Genomic DNA, 18,546 nt, shown 5'->3' with positions numbered 1-18,546 from the left:
TAAAATAAATACTATCTTTCTATCGCCTAAATATTCAAAATGTTAGGATTTAGGAGTATGATTAAATGAATAGAATTCGAGATATTAGATAAGCTAAATGATTTGCACCGCAGGGAGGCAACTGTATGTCAAACGTCTTTTCTTTACTTAAGCCATACCGCATAGCTGTTGGTGTGGCCTTAACCCTTATGCTGATTGAGCTTGGGGTGGAGCTGCTGCACCCTTTTCTGATGGCGAAAATCATTGATGAAGGCATTCTGAAAAATGATCTATCTGTTGTGATTTATTGGGGGAGCATTATGGCGGGCATTTCACTTGCAGCATTTGCGGCAGGTGTAACCAATTCCTTTTATGCAGCCCATGTCAGTCAAAGCTTTGGATTTGATATCAGGAAACAGCTTTTTGAGAAGGTGCAGTCCTTTTCATTCGCAAATTTCAGCCTGTTTCCGGCATCTTCTCTCATTACCAGGATGACAAATGATGTAACACAGCTGCAGAATACCATTTTCATGAGTCTGAGAATCATGCTCAGGGCGCCTCTGCTGATCGTCGGCGGCACCATTATGGCTCTGATTGTTAATTTCAGGCTTGCTCTCATTCTTCTTATCTCTATACCGCTGCTTGTTATCTTTTTGTTTTGGATGATGAAAAAGGGCGGCGGGCTTTTTAAAGCGGTGCAGGAGCGCCTAGACTCAGTTAATGGTGTCATGCAGGAAAATCTGACAGGCATGAGAATCATTAAGGCATTTCTGAGACGGAATCATGAAATGACCCGTTTCTCAAAATCAAATCAGGAGTTAAGGGAAGACACGGTTTCTGCTCTCAGACTGATGGAAATTGTGATGCCGATTCTTCTTTTCGTCATGAATATCAGCATCCTATCTATTCTCTGGTTCGGCAGCGTCCGGGTCGGGGCGGGGGATGCAAAAGTAGGAGAAGTAGTGGCCATCGTCAATTATGCTCTGCGGATTTCATCTGTTCTTTCGATTTTCTCCTTTATTATTATGGCGTTTTCGCGTGCGAAAGCATCTGCAGGGCGGATAGGCGAAGTGCTTGAGACAGAAGCCGATTTAACGGATACGGCCGGTTCCTCAGAGAAACACGTGATTCATAAAGGGGAGATTGAGTTTCATAATGTCTCTTTTTCATATCCCGGATCGGATGCGAATGTACTGAGAAATTTATCTTTTCACGTTTCCCCGGGGCAAACAGTCGCGCTTATGGGAGCGACCGGTTCCGGAAAGTCGTCCATTTTCACACTAATTCCAAGACTTTATGACGTATCGTCCGGGTCAATCACGATTGACGGAGTAAACCTTCAGAATATGAAGCTGAAAAGCCTGAGAGGCAAAATCGGCTTTGTTCCCCAGGAGTCGCTGCTGTTTACAGGCTCGATCAGAGAAAATATTGCCTGGGGGAGGGAACATGCGTCACTCCATGAAATAAAGGAAGCGGCGATGCATGCTCAAATTCATGAAACGGTAGAAAAGCTGCCGAATGGATATGACACACGTGTCGGCCAAAAGGGAGTAAACCTTTCAGGCGGACAGAAACAAAGGCTGTCCATTGCAAGGGCCCTCGTCCGGAAACCGAAAATTCTTCTGCTTGATGACAGTACGAGTGCGCTTGACCTGAAGACAGAAGCAAAGCTTTTGAAGGCTTTGAAAACCTATGAATGCACAACCTTCCTGATTACCCAGAAAATCAGCACCGCCATGGAAGCAGAAAAGATTCTTCTGCTTGATGAAGGGGAAATTCTTGCACAGGGTTCGCATGATGATCTGATGGAGACATCATCCCTTTACAGAAAAATCTTTGCTTCGCAGTTTGGAGAGGAGGCCGTGCAGCATGTTCAAAGAGCTAAGTAAGCCATTTTCATACCCGAAGATAAAGCCGGAGAACGCACCGCCGAAAAAGAAGCAGGAAAAACCGAAAAACTGGTTTAGAACGATCACGCGGGTATGGTCCTATCTGTCTTTGAAAAAAGGGCTCCTCATACTGGTTCTGCTCATGGTTGTTTTGAGTTCTTTTCTTGGCCTTCTGGGTCCATATCTGATTGGAACGGTTATCGATAATTACATTGTCACGAAGGAAAGCGGCGGGTTCGTTCAGCTCCTGATTGCCCTCGCGTTCATCTATCTCATTCAATCCGCAGCGCTGCTTTTGCAGAACGTATGGATGATCGGAATTGCTCAGCATACGGTCTTTACGATGAGAACCCAGCTTTTCAGGCATTTCCACAGCCTGCCGATTTCATATTTTGACAAACGGCAGCACGGGGAGCTGATGAGCCGGGTGACAAATGATATTGAAAATGTGAGTTCTACTTTAAACAGCTCAGTCATTCAGATTTTCTCAAGCATCCTGACGCTTGCTGGAACGATAGGCGTCATGCTTTGGCTGAGTCCGCTCCTGACACTGATTACGTTTGCGATCATACCGATTATGTTCTTTGGAATGAGGTGGATCACAAATCGAACCGGAAAGCTGTTTAAAGAGCAGCAGCGCAATCTCGGTGACCTGAACGGGTTTATTGAGGAAACCATTTCAGGGCAGCGGATTGTGAAGACCTTTTCTCAAGAGGAGCGGGTGATTTCTGAATTTCTTGAAAAAGGGAAACGTCTGAAAGCGGCCGGATTTTGGGCTCAGACGATATCGGGATTCATTCCGAAGCTGATGAATATGCTGAATAACCTGAGCTTTGCAGCCGTTGCTTTAGCTGGCGGCATCATGGCTTTAAACGGTGCAGTGACCATTGGTGTTATTGTTATTTTCACCGAATACTCCAGACAGTTCACCCGTCCGCTGAACGAGCTTGCCAATCAGTTCAACACCATACTGTCGGCCGTTGCCGGAGCGGAACGTGTATTTGAGATTTTGGATGAAGAGGAAGAAGTCCTCGATGAAAAAGAGGCGATCGATCTTGAGGGTGTAAAAGGCGAGGTTGTTTTTTCGGACGTTTCCTTCGCTTATGAAGATGACCAGCAGACAATTGAGCATGTGAGCTTTCGTGCTTCACCCGGTGAGACGACGGCGATTGTCGGGCCGACCGGGGCAGGGAAAACCACGATGATCAATCTTCTGTCCAGGTTTTATGATCCGGATTCAGGCGAAATTCTCATCGATGGCACACCGAGCATTAAAATCAGGCGGAGCAGCCTTAGAGAGCATATGGCCTTTGTCCTTCAGGATCCGTTTCTTTTCAAAGGCACCATCATGGAGAATATCCGCTACGGACGCCTTGATGCGTCAGATGAAGAAGTCATGAATGCCGCAAAAGAAGCAAATGCCCATTCGTTCATCATGAAAATGAAAGACGGCTATCAGACTGTTCTCACACAGGAAGGAAGCGGCATCAGCCAGGGGCAAAAACAGCTGCTTTCTATTGCAAGGGCGATTCTTTCAAGCCCGGTAATGCTGGTATTGGATGAAGCGACAAGCAGCATTGATACCATCACTGAACTGAAAATCCAGGAAGCGCTGCAGCGCCTGATGAAGGGGAGAACGAGCTTCGTCATTGCCCACAGGCTGAATACGATTCAGAAGGCTGATCAGATTTTAGTGCTCGAAAACGGAGCGCTGATTGAAAGCGGCAGCCATGAATCTTTGTTAAAGCAAAAAGGATTTTATTACGGGCTGTACCACAGCCAGCTGAAAGAGGAAACAGGCTGAGCTTAGCATAGCCTGTTTTTTCTTTCAGCAAAAGGACATGCTATACTGATGGTGGAGGTGGTTTGATGCGTTTAGCAAATAAAAAAGTCATTGCTCTTGTCAGTGCCGAGTTTGAGGATCTTGAACTGTGGTACCCTGTTCTTCGCCTTCAGGAAGAAGGGGCAGAGGTCCATCTTGTCGGTGAAAAAGCAAACGAGACGTACATTGGAAAATATGGAGTTCCTGCCACATCGGACTTTGCTTTTGGAGACATCAGGTCTGATGAGTATGATGCCATCTTAGTTCCGGGAGGCTGGTCTCCTGATAAACTTAGAAGGTATCCCGAAGTGCTTCAGATGGTGAAGGAAATGCACGAAAAAGAAAAGCCGATCGGCCAGATCTGCCACGCGGGATGGGTGCTGATTTCAGCGAAAATCCTGGAGGGCAGAAATGTCACAAGTACGCCTGGAATCAAAGATGATATGGAGAACGCTGGAGCCATCTGGCATGACGTGGCGGTTATTGTGGACGGCCACATTGTTTCAAGCAGAAGACCGCCGGATCTTCCGCCATACGTAAAAGCTTTTGCTGATGTATTAGCTGAAAAATAAGAAGGATAGGAGGCAAATTGCTTCCTATCTTTTTTTTCTCTTTTTTGCAATAGGTTCTTTTTTACTGCAGCTTATTATCATGTTATTGGAAGAAAAGGATCAGCATATTGTTGGAATGTCAATAATTAAAAAGAATAGGATACTATAGACGAAAGGAAAAGAATAGGATACTATATTTTCAGAATATTAATTATTATTAGAATAATAAAATGTCAACTCTGTCAGGGGGTGATTTGACTAGAGACTTGGGGAGCGAAGGGTGTTCTGAAGTGGATGGAAAACAGAATCGGAAAATGGGGGATACAAATGAAGAAAAGACGACTTGCTGCAGTGTTTATGTCACTTATGCTTTCTGCTGGAGTGCTGGCAGGATGCGGGGCCAAGAGTACCGGTTCAACGGGCGGGGATACAATTAAAATTGGCGCAAACCTCGAATTGTCAGGGGGAGTAGCGTCCTACGGACAATCAATTTCTGAAGGTCTCGAACTTGCGCTGGAAGAAATAAACAAAGAAGGCATTGACGGAAAGAAGATTGAGCTTATCGAATTTGATAACAAATCAGACGCAGCAGAAGCAACAAGCGGGGCTATTAAACTCGTAAGCAAAGATAAAGTAGCGGCAATTATTGGTGCTGCAACAAGCACAAATACACTTGCCCAAGTGCAAATTGCCGAAAAAAACAAAGTGCCTTTAATTACACCGACTGGAACGAATCCAACGATAACGAATACAGACGGCAAAGTAAATGATTTTGTATTCCGTACTTGTTTCATCGATCCATTTCAGGGAACAGTAGCAGCAAACTTTGCAACGGGAGATCTGTCAGTTAAAAATGCGGCTGTCCTTATAGACAGTTCAAGTGACTATGCGAAGGGACTTGCCAATTCTTTCAAAGAATCCTTTGAGAAAAATGGAGGAGAAATTGTCTCTGAGGAAGCGTATGTAGCGAAAGATACTGATTTCCGCGCAACTCTGACAAGAATTAAATCAGCAAATCCTGAATTTATTTTCCTGCCGGGTTATTACGAAGAAGTAGGACTCATAGTGAAACAGGCACGCGAGATCGGACTGGATGTTCCTTTCATGGGAGGAGACGGATGGGACTCTCCTAAACTTATTGAAATTGCCGGTGGAGATGCTTTAGAAAATACGTTTATTACAAATCACTACTCTTCAGGCGATCCTGATAAGAAGATTCAGGATTTTGTAAAAGCTTTCAAAGCGAAATACAAAGATAAATCACCTGATGCCTTTAATGCACTTGGCTATGACACGGGTTATTTCCTGGCTGATGCCATTAAACGTGCAGGAGGAGCTGACCCTGAGAAGCTTCAAAAAGCACTTGAAGAAACGAAGGATCTAGCTTTGGTGTCCGGGAATCTGACACTCGATGAGCTGCATGATCCGGTTAAATCCGCTGCTATTCTTGAATATAAAGGCGGAGAGCAGACGTTTAAAACGAACGTAGATCCAGAGTGATTTCAAAAGGAACAGGGGGCAATCCCCCCTGTTCTGCATTTGTTATCCTATTGAAGGAGGCATGACTGACTGGTTTATGCTTCTAATAGACTGCCATACAAAATAATAGACTTTCAGAGGAGAAAGAAACGATGGAAATTTTTCAGCAGATAGTCAATGGAATATCTCTGGGCAGTATATATGCTTTAATAGCACTTGGCTACACGATGGTGTACGGAATTGTGAAACTGATCAATTTTGCCCATGGGGATGTCTTTATGATAGGAGCCTTTGTAGGGTTTTATTCCATTACTATATTGGAACTTGGTTTTTTTCCTGCGTTAATTATATCTATGGCCGTATGTGCATTAATTGGGGTGTTAATTGAGAGAATTGCTTATAAACCTTTGAGAAATGCGACCAGAATTGCGGCGCTTATCACGGCCATCGGAGTTTCCCTCCTCATTGAGTACGGGGTTATCTATGTGAGAGGTGCACAGCCGGAAGCGTATCCGGGAACTGTTCTTCCTGCTGAAAGCATTTCTATTTTTGGGGCGACGATCAGCAGTCAGTCATTATTCATTCTGGGCATCTCTGTAGGGCTTATGATCCTGCTTCAATTCATTGTTCATAAAACAAAGATCGGCAAAGCAATGCGTGCTGTTTCACATGATGCAGATGCCGCACGGCTCATGGGAATCAACGTAGACAATACGATTTCTGCTACTTTTGCAATCGGTTCGGCTTTAGCCGGAGCCGCCGGAGTCATATTTGGAACCTACTATATAAAAATTGAACCGCTTATGGGAATTATTCCTGGATTAAAGGCCTTTGTTGCGGCCGTTTTGGGAGGCATCGGCATCATTCCGGGTGCGATGATCGGCGGACTGCTGCTTGGTGTCATTGAATCACTTGTCAGTGCTATGGGTTATTCATTATGGCGCGACGGCGTGGCCTTTATTGTTCTCATTCTTATACTCATCTTCCGTCCATCAGGGCTGTTCGGCAAAAATGTAAGGGAGAAGGTGTGAGGATGGGTGTATTAAAACAATCAAAAGGTTTCTGGTCAGCAATGGGAGCTGCACTTGCCGTGTATGTAGTTGGACAGGTTTTAATTTCCGGAGGATTTTTGGATATCTATCTTGCAAACGCTTTGTACTTTATAGCGATTAACATTATTTTGGCAGCGAGTCTGCACTTAATTATTGGCATAACAGGTCAATTTTCAATTGGACATGCAGGTTTCTTAGCCGTAGGAGCATACGCGTCAGCGATTATGACAATGAAGTTTGAACTTCCTTTTTCAGCAGCGCTGATTGCTGGCGGACTCGCTGCAGCAGCTGCCGGATTACTAATTGGTATTCCGAGCCTGCGTCTAAAGGGAGACTACCTGGCTATTGCTACACTTGGTTTTGGAGAAATTGTCCGGATTACCTTCTTGAACATTGATTATGTCGGAGGAGCAAGCGGTATGCAGGTTACAAACCTGACCACCTGGCCATGGGTATTCGGGTGCTTGGTTATTACAATCCTCTCAATTGTGAATTTTACAAATTCTACACACGGCAGAGCTTGTATTTCCATTCGTGAAAACGAGATAGCAGCGGATGCTATGGGCATTAATACAACCTACTATAAAGTAGCGGCATTTGTCATCGGATCATTTTTTGCCGGAATTGCCGGCGGACTGTATGCGCATAATTTTTATATCATTCAGCCTACAAACTTCGGCTTTTTAAAGTCATTTGATATTCTGATTTTCGTTGTTCTTGGAGGATTGGGCAGTTTGTCCGGAGCTGTGCTTGCTGCCATTCTGCTTACAATCGTTTCTACTTTCCTTCAGGAATACCCTGAGACCAGGATGATCATCTACAGCCTTGTCCTTATTGTAATGATGATTTATCGTCCGCAGGGCCTGATGGGAACAAAGGAATTAACATCTTTCTTTAAAAACCGCAACGGCATCAAGGGAGGTACAGGACATGACAGCAAAAACACCGTTGCTTAATGTGAAGAACTTGGGCATGAAATTTGGAGGGCTTAAAGCTCTGTCAGGGGTGGACATTGAACTGAAAAAAGGAGAGCTTGCCGGGTTAATCGGTCCGAACGGGGCCGGAAAAACAACTTTCTTTAATCTGCTGACCGGTGTTTATGTCCCTACAGAAGGAACCCTCATGCTTGAAGGTCAGAAACTCAATGGTCTAGTGCCCTATAAAATTACTAAGAAAGGGATCAGCAGGACCTTTCAGAATATCCGCCTGTTCAATGATTTATCGGTTTTGGACAATGTCAAGGTAGCCTATCATTCCCATGCCCGGCATTCAATCGCAAGCTCCATTCTCAGGTTGCCGTCCCATTTTAAAGGTGAACGGGAAATGGAGGATAAAGCCGTCGAATTCTTGAAGATATTCAGGCTTGAGAAGTTCATGCATGAAAAAGCCAAAAACCTTCCATACGGGCAGCAGCGCAGGCTTGAAATTGCACGGGCGCTTGCAGCAAGTCCAAAGCTCCTCCTTCTGGATGAACCTGCCGCAGGCATGAATCCGCAGGAAACAGAAGAATTAATGAATTTGATTGCCTTTATAAGAGAGAAATTTGATTTAACGGTATTGTTGATTGAACACGATATGCCGCTGGTAATGGGGGTTTGTGAACAGATCTATGTTCTTGACCATGGCCAGCTGATTGCACAGGGAAAACCTGAGGAGATAAGAAACAATCCAAAAGTCATCGAGGCGTATCTTGGAGAGGAGGTTTCCTGATGCTTAAACTGAATGATATCAATGTTTTTTACGGAAACATTCAGGCGATTAAGGGTGTATCGATTGAGATTAAAGAGGGGGAGATTGTCACTCTCATTGGTGCTAACGGGGCTGGAAAAAGCACTCTTTTAAAAACCATATCCGGCCTTCTGAAGCCAAAGCAGGGAGAGGTCATTTTTCAGGGAAAATCAATTGGGGGGAAGGCTGCTCAGCTGATTGTCAAGGAAGGTCTTTCTCATGTTCCTGAGGGACGCCGCGTTTTCTCCAATATGACGGTAGAGGAAAACCTGGAGCTTGGGGCATATCTTAGAAAAGATAAAGAGGAAATCAAAAAGGATTTTGAAAAGGTATATGAACTTTTTCCAAGACTTCTTGAAAGGAAAAAGCAGCAGGCAGGCACTCTTTCAGGGGGGGAACAGCAAATGCTTGCAATGGGGAGGGCGCTGATGGCCCGCCCAAAGCTTCTTCTGCTTGATGAGCCGTCAATGGGACTTGCTCCATTACTGGTCAAGACCATATTCAGAATCATTGAAGAAATAAATAAAACAGGCACCACAATTTTATTGGTGGAGCAGAACGCCAATATGGCATTATCCATAGCTCACCGCGTGTATGTTATAGAAACAGGCAAAGTGGTCCTGTCGGGAACAGCCGATGAATTGCAGTCAAGTGAACAGCTGAAGCTTGCTTACCTGGGAGGCCATTAATTATAAAAAAACCTCTGCATGCCGCGCAGGAGTCTGATTCATTCAAGACTGTCTGCGGGCATACAGAGGTTTTTTAAGTAAGTATTTTTGCTTTCGTTTCTTTTCCAAGCACCAAAACAGCAAGGACGCCAATCATAATGGAGGCGCAGAAAATAGTGAAGATGGACGTAATAGATGCTTCGGCAGCTACTAAGTAGCCGACAAGAAGCGGTCCGAGTATGCCGCCGATCCTTCCAAACGATGCCGCCATTCCTGCACCGGTTCCTCTTACAGCAGTCGGATACTGCTCTGGAGTGTAGGCATATAGGGCACCCCATGCTCCCAGGTTGAAGAATGATAGAAAAATTCCCGACGTAAGCAGGAGCGCAAGTGATTCAGCTGTTCCAAAGAAATACGCGCTTATGGCCGTTCCCGTAAGATACGTGGTCAGCACAAATTTACGTCCGAATTTTTCAATAAACCAGGCAGCCGTAAAATAGCCCGGAAGCTGTGCAAGGGTCATAATCAGCACATACTGAAAACTCTTGATCAGGCTGAATCCCTTCAGCACCATGACGCTTGGAAGCCAAAGGAACATGCCGTAATAAGAGAAGACGACACAGAACCATAAGATCCAAAGCATGGTCGTCTGACGGACATATTGTTTTGACCAGACCGTTTTCATATTTTCAAGCACAGAAGGCCGCTGTTCTTTCTTTATGGCAAGGAATTGCGGAGAATCAGGAAGCTTCAGCCGCAGGTAAAGCGCGTAAAACGCAGGCAGTGCACTTAACAGAAGCGCCGTTTGCCAGCCGTACGATGGTATAACAAAGTAAGAAATAAGGGCAGCAATCAGCCAGCCTGCAGCCCAGAAGCTTTCAAGCAGGACGACAATTCTTCCTCTTTTTTCAGGTGCAACACTTTCCGACACAAGCGTAGATGCCACAGGAAGTTCTCCGCCAAGCCCCATGCCGACAAAAAACCGCAGGATCAAAAAGGCAGTAAGAGTCGTTGTGAAGGCAGACAAACCGCTGCCGATTGAGAAAAGAAGCAAAGTAATAATAAAAACCTGTTTCCGCCCGATTTTATCTGAAAGCAATCCGAAAACGAGGGCACCTGCGGCCATTCCGATCGAATTCATGCTCCCGATCCAGGCCATTTCCTTTACACTGAGTCCCCAGTCAGACTGAAGAGCCGCAATAATAAACGACAGCATGCCGACATCCATTGCATCAAACAGCCACCCGAGTCCGGCGATGCCGAGCAATTTCTTGGTCGGAAGGGATTGGTTCTTCTCCATAATATCCTCCTGTAAAAAAACGTAATTCAGTAATCCTTTTTATTTTAGTCTACCTGGCCGAGATTATCTATCTTTGTATGATTCGAAAGATGCTAATTTTAAAAGTTTAGATTTCAGAATTTACATACTTTTCAGGTAACTATATAATGAGAGTGTGAAATTATGGAAAGAAAGGAAGGTTAATGGTCAGATTGTAACCTGAGGAGGAATGTAGCGTGAACGATGGAAAAAAACAAGTTAAAGCGGCCCCGTCTGCAGTCGATTACACAAAAATTGTTCAGTCCGAATCTTTTCAGAAGCTGCTTCAAGCCAAACGGAGTTTTATTCTGCCGATGACCTTATTCTTTTTGGCGTTTTATTTTACACTGCCGGTCCTGACTGCGTATTCCGATGTTTTAAATCAGCCGGCAGCAGGACCAGTCAGCTGGGCATGGGTATTCGCATTTGCACAGTTTATTATGACGTGGGCTCTTTGTATGATGTACTCCCGCAAAGCTAGAAAATTTGACGAGATCGTAGAAACAATCAAATCAGAGTCAACTAGGTAAGGAGGAAACCGAACCATGAATATTCTGGCATTCTCCCTCTTTTTAGGGATCGTCATTATGACCTTATTCATTACTTATTTTGCCTCAAAACGCACGAAGACAACCAGTGATTTTTATACAGCAGACAGCAGTCTCACCGGTTTTCAGAATGGACTTGCTATAGCAGGAGACTACATGTCTGCGGCGTCTTTTTTAGGAATCGCGGGAATGATAGCGCTTTCTGGTTTTGACGGCTTCTTTTACAGTATTGGTTTTCTTGTGGCATATCTTGTCGTGTTGTACATAATTGCTGAGCCGCTCCGCAATTTGGGCAAGTATACGATGGCGGATATGATCGCAGCAAGGTTTAACAACAGCAAAGTCCGCGGTGTGGCAGCCCTTAACACCATTTCTATATCAATTTTCTATATGATTGCGCAGCTGGTAGGTGCAGGCGGCCTCATTCATCTCCTGCTTGGCATCGATTATGTGTACTCTGTACTGATCGTAGGAACGCTGATGACGATTTACGTAGTATTCGGCGGGATGACAGCAACGAGCTGGGTTCAGATTGTTAAAGCCGTTCTGCTGATGATTGGGACGTTTATTATTTCAGTTATAGTATTTGCAAAATTTGATTTCAGCATTGCGAAAATGTTTTCTGAGATGCAGACAGCTACTCCGCTTGGAGAGAGCTTCCTGAATCCGGGGAACAAATTTACAAATCCTCTTGATACGATTTCCCTGAATCTGGCGCTTGTCCTGGGTACTGCTGGCCTTCCGCATATTCTGATTCGCTTTTTTACGGTAAAGGATGCGATTACGGCCAGGAAATCAGTTGTGTATGCGACATGGATTATCGGCGCTTTTTATGTGATGACGGTCTTTCTTGGTTTTGGCGCTGCGGCGTTTGTCGGCTATGACAATATTGTCGCTGCAAATGCGGCAGGTAACATGGCGGCACCGCTTCTCGCTGAAGCGATCGGCGGAGACTTCCTGTTTGCATTCGTATCAGCTGTTGCCTTTGCGACAATCCTTGCAGTAGTGGCGGGGCTTGTGCTCTCAGCTGCTTCCGCTTTTGCCCATGATTTTTACAGTCATATTCTCCGCCGCGGAGAGGCAACAGAGAAAGAGCAGGTCGTGGCAGCAAGATGGGCTTCCATCGGTGTAGCTGTGCTGTCCATTCTTCTGGCTCTCTTTGCTCAAAACATGAATGTCGCTTTCCTCGTTGCGCTTGCCTTTGCGGTTGCAGCGAGTGCGAACCTCCCAATTTTAGTTCTGACTATTTTCTGGAGGAAGTTTAACACAGCAGGTGCCGTAACGGGAATGCTGACAGGCCTTTTAAGCTCTTTGTTTCTTGTTGCCATCAGTCCCAACGTATGGTCGCCTGAAGGAGCTGCGATCTTAACGGGAGAGCCGCTGTTCAGCCTCTCAAACCCTGGCATTGTGTCTATACCGCTTGGATTTTTAGGAGCATACATTGGAACCATTGTGTCGAGCAAAAAAGAAGATGCAAAGAAATTTGATGAAATTCTTGTAAAAGCGAATACGGGAATGAAATAATACAGAACAATGAAAAGGCGGCAGCCCTTCAATTATGGAGGGGCTGCCGCCTTTTTTTGGTATTCTATCATAGAGCTGTTTCATGGATCTGTAATATTGTGAAGGCAAGAGTATCTATATTTAACCGGTCCATTCATTTTATGCAACCATTTGAGGTGCTTTCCTATCTAATCTATTGAAAAACAAAATAACCGTCAGGGGGGTGGCTGAATGGGGTCACTGAAAGCTTTAGTAAAAAAGGCGAAAAAGGGAGACGGCGAAGCCTTTGTTCTGCTTGTCAGGCAATACGAAGATGTCTTGTACAGAACAGCCAGAAGATTATTAACCAAAGATGAAGATGCGGCGGATGCTATGCAGGATGCGATTCTATCGGCATATGAAAAACTACATACGTTAAAAAACGATGAATACTTCAATACCTGGATCTGCAAAATCCTGATCAATACGTGCAACAGCCAGCTGAAAAAGAATAAAGCCATTCCGGTTCTTCATGATCATCTGCTTCCCGCAGAAAAAAATAACGGCTACGTAAAGCTGGAATTAGAAGATGCACTGAACAGTTTAAACGAAGTCTACAGGATGGCACTTATTTTATATTACATTGTCGGATTGAATGTGAAAGAAATCAGTGAATTTTTAAAAGAGCCGGAAGGGACGATTAAATCAAGACTGTCCAGAGCGAAATCAATCTTGAGAACGACTTATTATAAAACCGAAGGAGTGATTGGGTATGAATGATCATTTCGAGAATGAAATGAACCGGGTGATGAATAAAGAAAAAGAGATACCTGTTAAAGTGAGGCAATCTTTAGAGCAGTCCTACGATTTAATCCGGGTCAAATCAAAGAAGAAAAAAGCCCGCTATATTTGGAAACAGGCTGCTGCAGCAGCATGCGCTCTACTTATTACAGGTGCTGTGCTTTCCAATGAACATGTAATGGCTGGTGTGAACGAGTTCTTTGCCTTTGGGGACAAAGGGATCGAGCAAGCTGTCAATAAAGGTTTCGTACAGGAAAATACGAGTGCAGCAGCCGATCAGAACATAACGATCGTTCTTGCCGGACAATTCTCTGACAAAAATAAAGCAGGAATGAGCTTTCAGCTGACTTTTGAAGATCCTTCGATTCTGGATCGTGCACAAGAAGTAACGATGGATTACCGGGTGAAAAACGGAGATGGCGAATATATCGCAGAATTTATTCCGGATACAAAGGTTTTGAAAGGAACCGGCAGTCATCCATCCCTTTCTGATTCACAAAATTCCCTGATGAATAAAGAAACGGGGCATATTCAGTACGATGTCATCCTTGAATCCCATAAAGGGCAGATGCCAGCCTTAAAAGGGGCTGTTGTAGAAATAGAAAGCGTCAATGTCTTCTACGGAACAGATGAAATGAAGAAAATTGACGGCAAGTGGGAACTTTCTGCGGCGGACAGCAATAAGATGAGTGCTGATTCAGTGGTTCAATATGAAGTGGAGGGCAAGTCATCTGCGATTCATGTGTCTAAAGCCGAGGCGAACCCAACTTCATTAAATCTGATCTTTTCACTAGAAGGGGAACATGAGGATGAAAACCTGTTTGCGCACCGCACGAAATTGATCGATGAAGAAGGAAATGAATACATGGCGGACGGCTTCAGCATGAACAGGCAAAACAACAAAACCGTTATCTCTGCAAACTATCCCATTACTTCTTTTAACCAGTCAGGCAAGCTTAAACTGATTGTCGGGGAAATCGGAGAAGCAGACCTGAAAAGAAAATAGACAGGTAAAATTCCGGATCATCTTTCTTTCCGCAAGATGGTTCCGGAATTTTTTTTGTGTTCACATTTGTAACAAGTGAGATTCCAATGAAGCGGCTCTCCGCCTGAGTCACTCTTCACTTGAAGATCGATTTTTCGTTTTATGCTTATTCTTCTCATCTTCTGCATTGAGTTTCAGTTCCTCAAGCGGGACGGGATCTGTGTTCAAATCATTTTTCTGCTCAAGAATGGTCTTTCCGTCCCGTCCGGGAATTTGTTCGGGGTTGTCCTGTTTCAGCTTTTCTTTGCGTTCAGTCAAGATCATCACCTCCATATCCTAAAAATACCTGTTACAGAGGGGATTGAAACCTTAATTAAACGTTTGTTTAACCGTTTTATCCAGCAAATTCAAGAAGTACAGCCCAAAATAAAAAAAGAAATGCGCCTGTGAAAAAGGAAAGGAGTTTTGCGGTTTTTGTCGAATAACACAATACTACATAAAAATAATTGGGGAAATTACGATGCTTGCAGAGAAACTTACGCTCCACATTTTGATTGTGCTGGTTCCTGTCCTTATTTATTCTGTCTTTTTTGAAAACAGGCGTATGGTCAATTCTCCTTATTTTTCAGGAATTCTATACGGGGCAGCGTCTTTTTTGTGCATGATTTTTGCTTACTATGAATATGGCCTTTATTGGGATTTGCGCTATGTTCCCATGGTGCTTGCCCTGCTGTACGGAGGACCTGCTGCAGGCCTGATCGTGTTCGGCTTTATTCTTGCTGCAAGAACATACCTTGGGGGAGATGCTCTTTTGTATGGTTATTTGAGCGCATGTCTGGCTTTAATCATCCCCTTCCTGTTTTCAAAGCGCTTCAGAAAATATAAGCCTAAGAAGCGGGTGCAATTGTCCATCATTATTGGTTTCTGGCCAACCATGATCCAGCTTTCCATTCTGCTTGCATACTTGGTCGCAAACGGCATGGCAGCCGGAAATAAGCTTTTCTTCTACGTTTTTATCTTCAGCATCCTCCAGGTGATGGCGATCGGTGTATCCTCTAAGGTGCTTGAAGCAGGGATTGAACGCAAGATGATGAAGCATGAAATCATCCGTACGGAAAAATTAACGACGATAGGCGAACTCGCTGCATCAATCGCACATGAAGTCAGAAACCCGCTGACAGTTGTTAAAGGGTTCCTGCAGCTGATGGGTAAAAATCATAAAAACGATGAACAGTACATGTCCCTGATCATGAGTGAACTTGGAAGGGCAGAAAGTATTCTTACTGACTACCTGAATTTCGCTAAACCTAAGCTTAAGCAGATCGAGGAATTTCAGCTTTCAGATCTGATCATGGAAGTTATTCAGCTGCTGCACCCCCTGGCAGTGAAGCACGGTGTCCGGCTTTCTTATCAGCTGAACCCGGGGCTTTATATTGAAACAGACCGAAGCCAGCTGAAGCAGGCGTTTGTTAATCTGCTCAAAAATGCAATTGAAGCCACACCGGCAGGCGGAAGCGTCAGGGCTCAGCTGTATTCAAAAAAGATGAACGCCATTACAGTTATAACGGATACAGGAAAAGGAATGAACGCCGAGCAGCTTTCTAAAATCGGGACCGTTTTTTATTCCACAAAAGATGAAGGCACCGGACTTGGCACCACGGTGTCAATCCGGATCATTGAAACGATGAAAGGCAGAGTGGCTTATAAGAGTGAGGTCGGACTGGGCACTGAGGTAACAATGATTCTGCCGCTGAAAAAGTTGAAAAACAAATAAAGCCCCGTATGCTGGCATGCGGGGTAAAAACAGGCAAAAAGATATTTAAAAATTCTGAAAAAAATCTGTATAATAGAGCTTGTACATAAATGAAAGGGTGAATAAAAATGAAAGCGCTTAAGTCAATCGTGATTTGGGGAATTGTTTCTGCTTTGGGGGCTGCAGGATTCGGGGTAATTGCTCTCAATCAGGGAGAAAGCATCAATGCCATTTGGCTGCTCGTGGCAGCCGTTTGTTCATACGCTGTCGCCTACCGGTTTTACAGCAGATTTATCGCAAAAAAAGTGTTTGAGCTTGATGATAAGCGCGAAACACCTGCAGAAACGCATAATGACGGAAAAGATTATGTGCCGACAAACAAATGGGTGCTGTTTGGCCACCATTTTGCGGCGATTGCCGGAGCAGGGCCGCTTGTAGGGCCGATTCTTGCCGCGCAAATGGGGTATTTACCGGGAACAATCTGGATCATCGTCGGGGTTATTCTTGCAGGAGCTGTCCAGGACTTTATCATCCTGTTCGGATCCATGCGCCGCAAAGGAAAATCATTAGGGGAAATGATTAAAGAAGAAATTGGTCCAATAACGGGAATCATTGCGATGATTGGAATTCTTGGCATTATGATTATTCTTTTAGCTGTTCTTGCTCTCGTTGTTGTAAAAGCGCTCGTTGGAAGTCCGTGGGGCATGTTTACAATTGCCGCAACCATTCCGATCGCCATTTTCATGGGGATTTATATGAGATATATCCGTCCGGGAAGAGTAGGGGAAGGGTCTATTATCGGAGTGATCCTGCTGCTTTTGTCAATCTATTACGGACAGCATGTGGCAGAAACACCGGAGCTTGCCAAGATGTTTACATTCAGCGGCGAAACAATTGCCATTCTTATGATCGGATACGGGTTCATTGCCTCTGTTCTGCCTGTTTGGCTCCTGCTTGCACCGAGGGACTACCTCAGCACGTTTTTAAAGATTGGCACCATCCTGGGCCTTGCTGTAGGAATTATTGTGGTGGCACCTGATCTCCAGATGCCGTCCGTGACTCCTTTCATAGATGGCACAGGGCCTGTATTTGCCGGGAATCTGTTTCCCTTCCTGTTTATTACCATCGCATGCGGAGCTGTGTCCGGTTTCCACGCACTTGTTTCTTCAGGAACGACTCCGAAAATGATAGAAAGAGAGTCACACGCCCGTCCAATCGGATACGGTGCGATGCTGACTGAGTCATTTGTAGCCGTTATGGCCATGATTGCTGCATGTGTGCTGACGCCGGGTATATATTTTGCCATCAACAGTCCCCCTGCTTTAATTGGAACAGACGCCGTTCAGGCTGCGTCCGTCGTTTCAAGCTGGGGATTCACAATCACACCTGATGATTTAACGGGACTTGCTGATGATGTGGGAGAAGAGACCGTTCTCTCAAGAACAGGCGGTGCGCCGACTCTTGCTATTGGCATGGCCTATATTTTTTCAGAAGTCATCGGCGGCAAAGCGCTTATGGCCTTCTGGTATCATTTTGCCATACTGTTTGAAGCATTGTTCATCCTTACAACCATTGACGCAGGCACGCGTGTCGGCAGATTTATGATTCAGGATCTCCTTGGACACGTGTATAAGCCGCTTGCAAGAACTGATTTCCTGCCTGCCAACATTTTAGCTACAGCCCTGTGTGTGCTTGGGTGGGGATACTTCCTTTATCAAGGAGTCATAGACCCGCTTGGGGGAATCAATACACTGTGGCCGCTGTTTGGAATTGCAAACCAGATGCTTGCGGGAATTGCGCTGCTTCTTGGAACAACCATCCTGTTCAAAATGGGCAAGAAAGCATATGTCTGGGTGACGCTCATACCGACTACATGGATTCTGATCGTCACAATGACAGCGGGCTGGCAAAAGCTTTTTCATGAAAATCCCAAGATTGGATTCCTTTCACATGCCGAACTGTTCAAAGGTGCTCTGGATAAAGGCGAGGTGCTGGCACCTGCTGCAAATGCAAGTCAGATGAAACAGGTGCTGATTAACGATTATGTCGATGCAGCACTATGTGCCATTTTCATGATTGTCGTCATTGCCGTCCTCATAGCTGCTGTCCGCATCTGGATACAGGTGTTGACCAATAAAAAAACGACCCTCCATGAGGCGCCGTATATTACAAGGTCTGATGGAGGAGTGAGCACCCATGTTTAAAAAACTGACGGAAATGCTGGCACTGCGAAAACAGTTTATCAGTTTAATCGCAGGGGTTCCAAGCTATGAAAAATACGTTGAACACATGACAAAACATCATCCGGATCAGCCGGTTCAATCGAGAAAAGAGTTTTTCTGCGAAGCGCAGGACGCCCGCTATAATGCAAAGGGAGGAAAAGTGTCGCGCTGCTGCTGATTGATAAAAACCGTTCATCTTCTTGATGGGCGGTTTTTTCATTCATCCTTTGCTAAACGGGCGCTTCTGCTTTTCGGGTGCTAAAATAAAG

The 18,546-nt window shown here is 44.9% G+C and carries 17 protein-coding genes; 15 read left to right on the top strand and 2 right to left on the bottom strand.

The features are described from left to right. The first annotated feature begins 125 nt into the window (after positions 1–125). The 8 genes from MHB63_06390 (at position 126) to MHB63_06355 (ending at position 9,189) form a co-directional block, all read left to right on the top strand. On the top strand, positions 126–1,868 hold the full coding sequence (locus MHB63_06390) for an ABC transporter ATP-binding protein (GenBank protein ID MEK3806208.1): 1,743 nt from the start codon (positions 126–128) through the stop codon (positions 1,866–1,868). Continuing rightward, on the top strand, positions 1,849–3,672 hold the full coding sequence (locus MHB63_06385) for an ABC transporter ATP-binding protein (protein ID MEK3806207.1): 1,824 nt from the start codon (positions 1,849–1,851) through the stop codon (positions 3,670–3,672). Before MHB63_06390 ends, MHB63_06385 begins: the two co-directional genes overlap by 20 nt. 65 nt (positions 3,673–3,737) lie before the next feature. Further along, the gene (locus MHB63_06380; GenBank protein MEK3806206.1) at positions 3,738–4,262 is read left to right on the top strand and encodes a type 1 glutamine amidotransferase domain-containing protein; all 525 of its coding nucleotides are present in this window, start codon (positions 3,738–3,740) and stop codon (positions 4,260–4,262) included. A gap of 306 nt (positions 4,263–4,568) precedes the next feature. Beyond that, the gene (locus MHB63_06375) at positions 4,569–5,741 is read left to right on the top strand and encodes an ABC transporter substrate-binding protein (GenBank protein MEK3806205.1); all 1,173 of its coding nucleotides are present in this window, start codon (positions 4,569–4,571) and stop codon (positions 5,739–5,741) included. Between the two features lie 131 nt (positions 5,742–5,872). Then, positions 5,873–6,751, top strand: coding sequence for a branched-chain amino acid ABC transporter permease (locus MHB63_06370; GenBank protein MEK3806204.1), 879 nt, complete (start codon positions 5,873–5,875; stop codon positions 6,749–6,751). A 2-nt stretch (positions 6,752–6,753) separates the two neighbouring features. Then, positions 6,754–7,728: a branched-chain amino acid ABC transporter permease gene (locus MHB63_06365; GenBank protein ID MEK3806203.1), complete on the top strand. Its 975-nt coding sequence runs from the start codon at positions 6,754–6,756 to the stop codon at positions 7,726–7,728. Then, complete coding sequence (locus MHB63_06360; protein ID MEK3806202.1) at positions 7,703–8,482, top strand: ABC transporter ATP-binding protein; 780 nt, start codon at positions 7,703–7,705, stop codon at positions 8,480–8,482. The genes MHB63_06365 and MHB63_06360 overlap by 26 nt, the downstream gene beginning before the upstream one ends. After that, positions 8,482–9,189, top strand: a complete 708-nt coding sequence (locus MHB63_06355; protein MEK3806201.1) for an ABC transporter ATP-binding protein — start codon at positions 8,482–8,484, stop codon at positions 9,187–9,189. Before MHB63_06360 ends, MHB63_06355 begins: the two co-directional genes overlap by 1 nt. A 73-nt stretch (positions 9,190–9,262) precedes the next feature. Here the strand turns inward: MHB63_06355 and MHB63_06350 are convergent, their stop codons facing one another. Beyond that, positions 9,263–10,468 carry an MFS transporter gene (locus MHB63_06350; GenBank protein ID MEK3806200.1) on the bottom strand — a complete coding sequence of 402 codons (1,206 nt, stop codon included), beginning with the start codon at positions 10,466–10,468 and terminating at the stop codon, positions 9,263–9,265. 215 nt (positions 10,469–10,683) lie between these two features. On the opposite strand from MHB63_06350, the gene MHB63_06345 reads away from it, so the two are divergent. The 4 genes from MHB63_06345 to MHB63_06330 all read left to right on the top strand — a co-directional run bounded on the left by MHB63_06345 (position 10,684) and on the right by MHB63_06330 (position 14,323). Then, positions 10,684–11,016: a DUF485 domain-containing protein gene (locus MHB63_06345; protein MEK3806199.1), complete on the top strand. Its 333-nt coding sequence runs from the start codon at positions 10,684–10,686 to the stop codon at positions 11,014–11,016. A gap of 15 nt (positions 11,017–11,031) precedes the next feature. Continuing rightward, positions 11,032–12,558 carry a cation acetate symporter gene (locus MHB63_06340; protein ID MEK3806198.1) on the top strand — a complete coding sequence of 509 codons (1,527 nt, stop codon included), beginning with the start codon at positions 11,032–11,034 and terminating at the stop codon, positions 12,556–12,558. A 210-nt stretch (positions 12,559–12,768) separates the two neighbouring features. After that, positions 12,769–13,296 (top strand): sigma-70 family RNA polymerase sigma factor, encoded by a 528-nt coding sequence (locus MHB63_06335; protein MEK3806197.1) that lies wholly within the window; start codon positions 12,769–12,771, stop codon positions 13,294–13,296. Then, positions 13,289–14,323 carry a DUF4179 domain-containing protein gene (locus tag MHB63_06330; GenBank protein ID MEK3806196.1) on the top strand — a complete coding sequence of 345 codons (1,035 nt, stop codon included), beginning with the start codon at positions 13,289–13,291 and terminating at the stop codon, positions 14,321–14,323. The genes MHB63_06335 and MHB63_06330 overlap by 8 nt, the downstream gene beginning before the upstream one ends. 108 nt (positions 14,324–14,431) lie before the next feature. Here the strand turns inward: MHB63_06330 and MHB63_06325 are convergent, their stop codons facing one another. Further along, positions 14,432–14,620: a hypothetical protein gene (locus MHB63_06325; protein ID MEK3806195.1), complete on the bottom strand. Its 189-nt coding sequence runs from the start codon at positions 14,618–14,620 to the stop codon at positions 14,432–14,434. A gap of 202 nt (positions 14,621–14,822) precedes the next feature. On the opposite strand from MHB63_06325, the gene MHB63_06320 reads away from it, so the two are divergent. The 3 genes from MHB63_06320 to MHB63_06310 all read left to right on the top strand — a co-directional run bounded on the left by MHB63_06320 (position 14,823) and on the right by MHB63_06310 (position 18,455). Continuing rightward, on the top strand, positions 14,823–16,076 hold the full coding sequence (locus MHB63_06320) for an ATP-binding protein (protein MEK3806194.1): 1,254 nt from the start codon (positions 14,823–14,825) through the stop codon (positions 16,074–16,076). Between the two features lie 107 nt (positions 16,077–16,183). Then, a complete protein-coding gene (locus tag MHB63_06315; protein ID MEK3806193.1) occupies positions 16,184–18,259 on the top strand; it encodes a carbon starvation CstA family protein in 2,076 nt (691 codons plus the stop codon). Then, positions 18,252–18,455 carry a YbdD/YjiX family protein gene (locus MHB63_06310; protein MEK3806192.1) on the top strand — a complete coding sequence of 68 codons (204 nt, stop codon included), beginning with the start codon at positions 18,252–18,254 and terminating at the stop codon, positions 18,453–18,455. The genes MHB63_06315 and MHB63_06310 overlap by 8 nt, the downstream gene beginning before the upstream one ends. The last annotated feature ends 91 nt before the right edge of the window (positions 18,456–18,546 follow it).

It is taken from the genome of Bacillus sp. FSL H8-0547, from assembly GCA_038002745.1.
In the GTDB taxonomy this organism is placed as follows: Bacteria; Bacillota; Bacilli; order Bacillales; family Bacillaceae; genus Bacillus_P.
The sequence above is the reverse complement of the archived record's forward strand: the minus strand, read 5'-3'. Positions and strand labels throughout refer to the sequence as shown.

What these genes read in the sequence shown, in the direction of transcription:
- MHB63_06390 (MEK3806208.1), top strand. Translation starts at nt 126, where the DNA reads ATGTCAAACGTCTTTTCTTTACTTAAGCCATACCGCATAGCTGTTGGT.
- MHB63_06385 (MEK3806207.1), top strand. Translation starts at nt 1,849, where the DNA reads ATGTTCAAAGAGCTAAGTAAGCCATTTTCATACCCGAAGATAAAGCCG.
- MHB63_06380 (MEK3806206.1), top strand. Translation starts at nt 3,738, where the DNA reads ATGCGTTTAGCAAATAAAAAAGTCATTGCTCTTGTCAGTGCCGAGTTT.
- MHB63_06375 (MEK3806205.1), top strand. Translation starts at nt 4,569, where the DNA reads ATGAAGAAAAGACGACTTGCTGCAGTGTTTATGTCACTTATGCTTTCT.
- MHB63_06370 (MEK3806204.1), top strand. Translation starts at nt 5,873, where the DNA reads ATGGAAATTTTTCAGCAGATAGTCAATGGAATATCTCTGGGCAGTATA.
- MHB63_06365 (MEK3806203.1), top strand. Translation starts at nt 6,754, where the DNA reads ATGGGTGTATTAAAACAATCAAAAGGTTTCTGGTCAGCAATGGGAGCT.
- MHB63_06360 (MEK3806202.1), top strand. Translation starts at nt 7,703, where the DNA reads ATGACAGCAAAAACACCGTTGCTTAATGTGAAGAACTTGGGCATGAAA.
- MHB63_06355 (MEK3806201.1), top strand. Translation starts at nt 8,482, where the DNA reads ATGCTTAAACTGAATGATATCAATGTTTTTTACGGAAACATTCAGGCG.
- MHB63_06350 (MEK3806200.1), bottom strand. Translation starts at nt 10,468, where the DNA reads ATGGAGAAGAACCAATCCCTTCCGACCAAGAAATTGCTCGGCATCGCC.
- MHB63_06340 (MEK3806198.1), top strand. Translation starts at nt 11,032, where the DNA reads ATGAATATTCTGGCATTCTCCCTCTTTTTAGGGATCGTCATTATGACC.
- MHB63_06335 (MEK3806197.1), top strand. Translation starts at nt 12,769, where the DNA reads ATGGGGTCACTGAAAGCTTTAGTAAAAAAGGCGAAAAAGGGAGACGGC.
- MHB63_06330 (MEK3806196.1), top strand. Translation starts at nt 13,289, where the DNA reads ATGAATGATCATTTCGAGAATGAAATGAACCGGGTGATGAATAAAGAA.
- MHB63_06320 (MEK3806194.1), top strand. Translation starts at nt 14,823, where the DNA reads ATGCTTGCAGAGAAACTTACGCTCCACATTTTGATTGTGCTGGTTCCT.
- MHB63_06315 (MEK3806193.1), top strand. Translation starts at nt 16,184, where the DNA reads ATGAAAGCGCTTAAGTCAATCGTGATTTGGGGAATTGTTTCTGCTTTG.
- MHB63_06310 (MEK3806192.1), top strand. Translation starts at nt 18,252, where the DNA reads ATGTTTAAAAAACTGACGGAAATGCTGGCACTGCGAAAACAGTTTATC.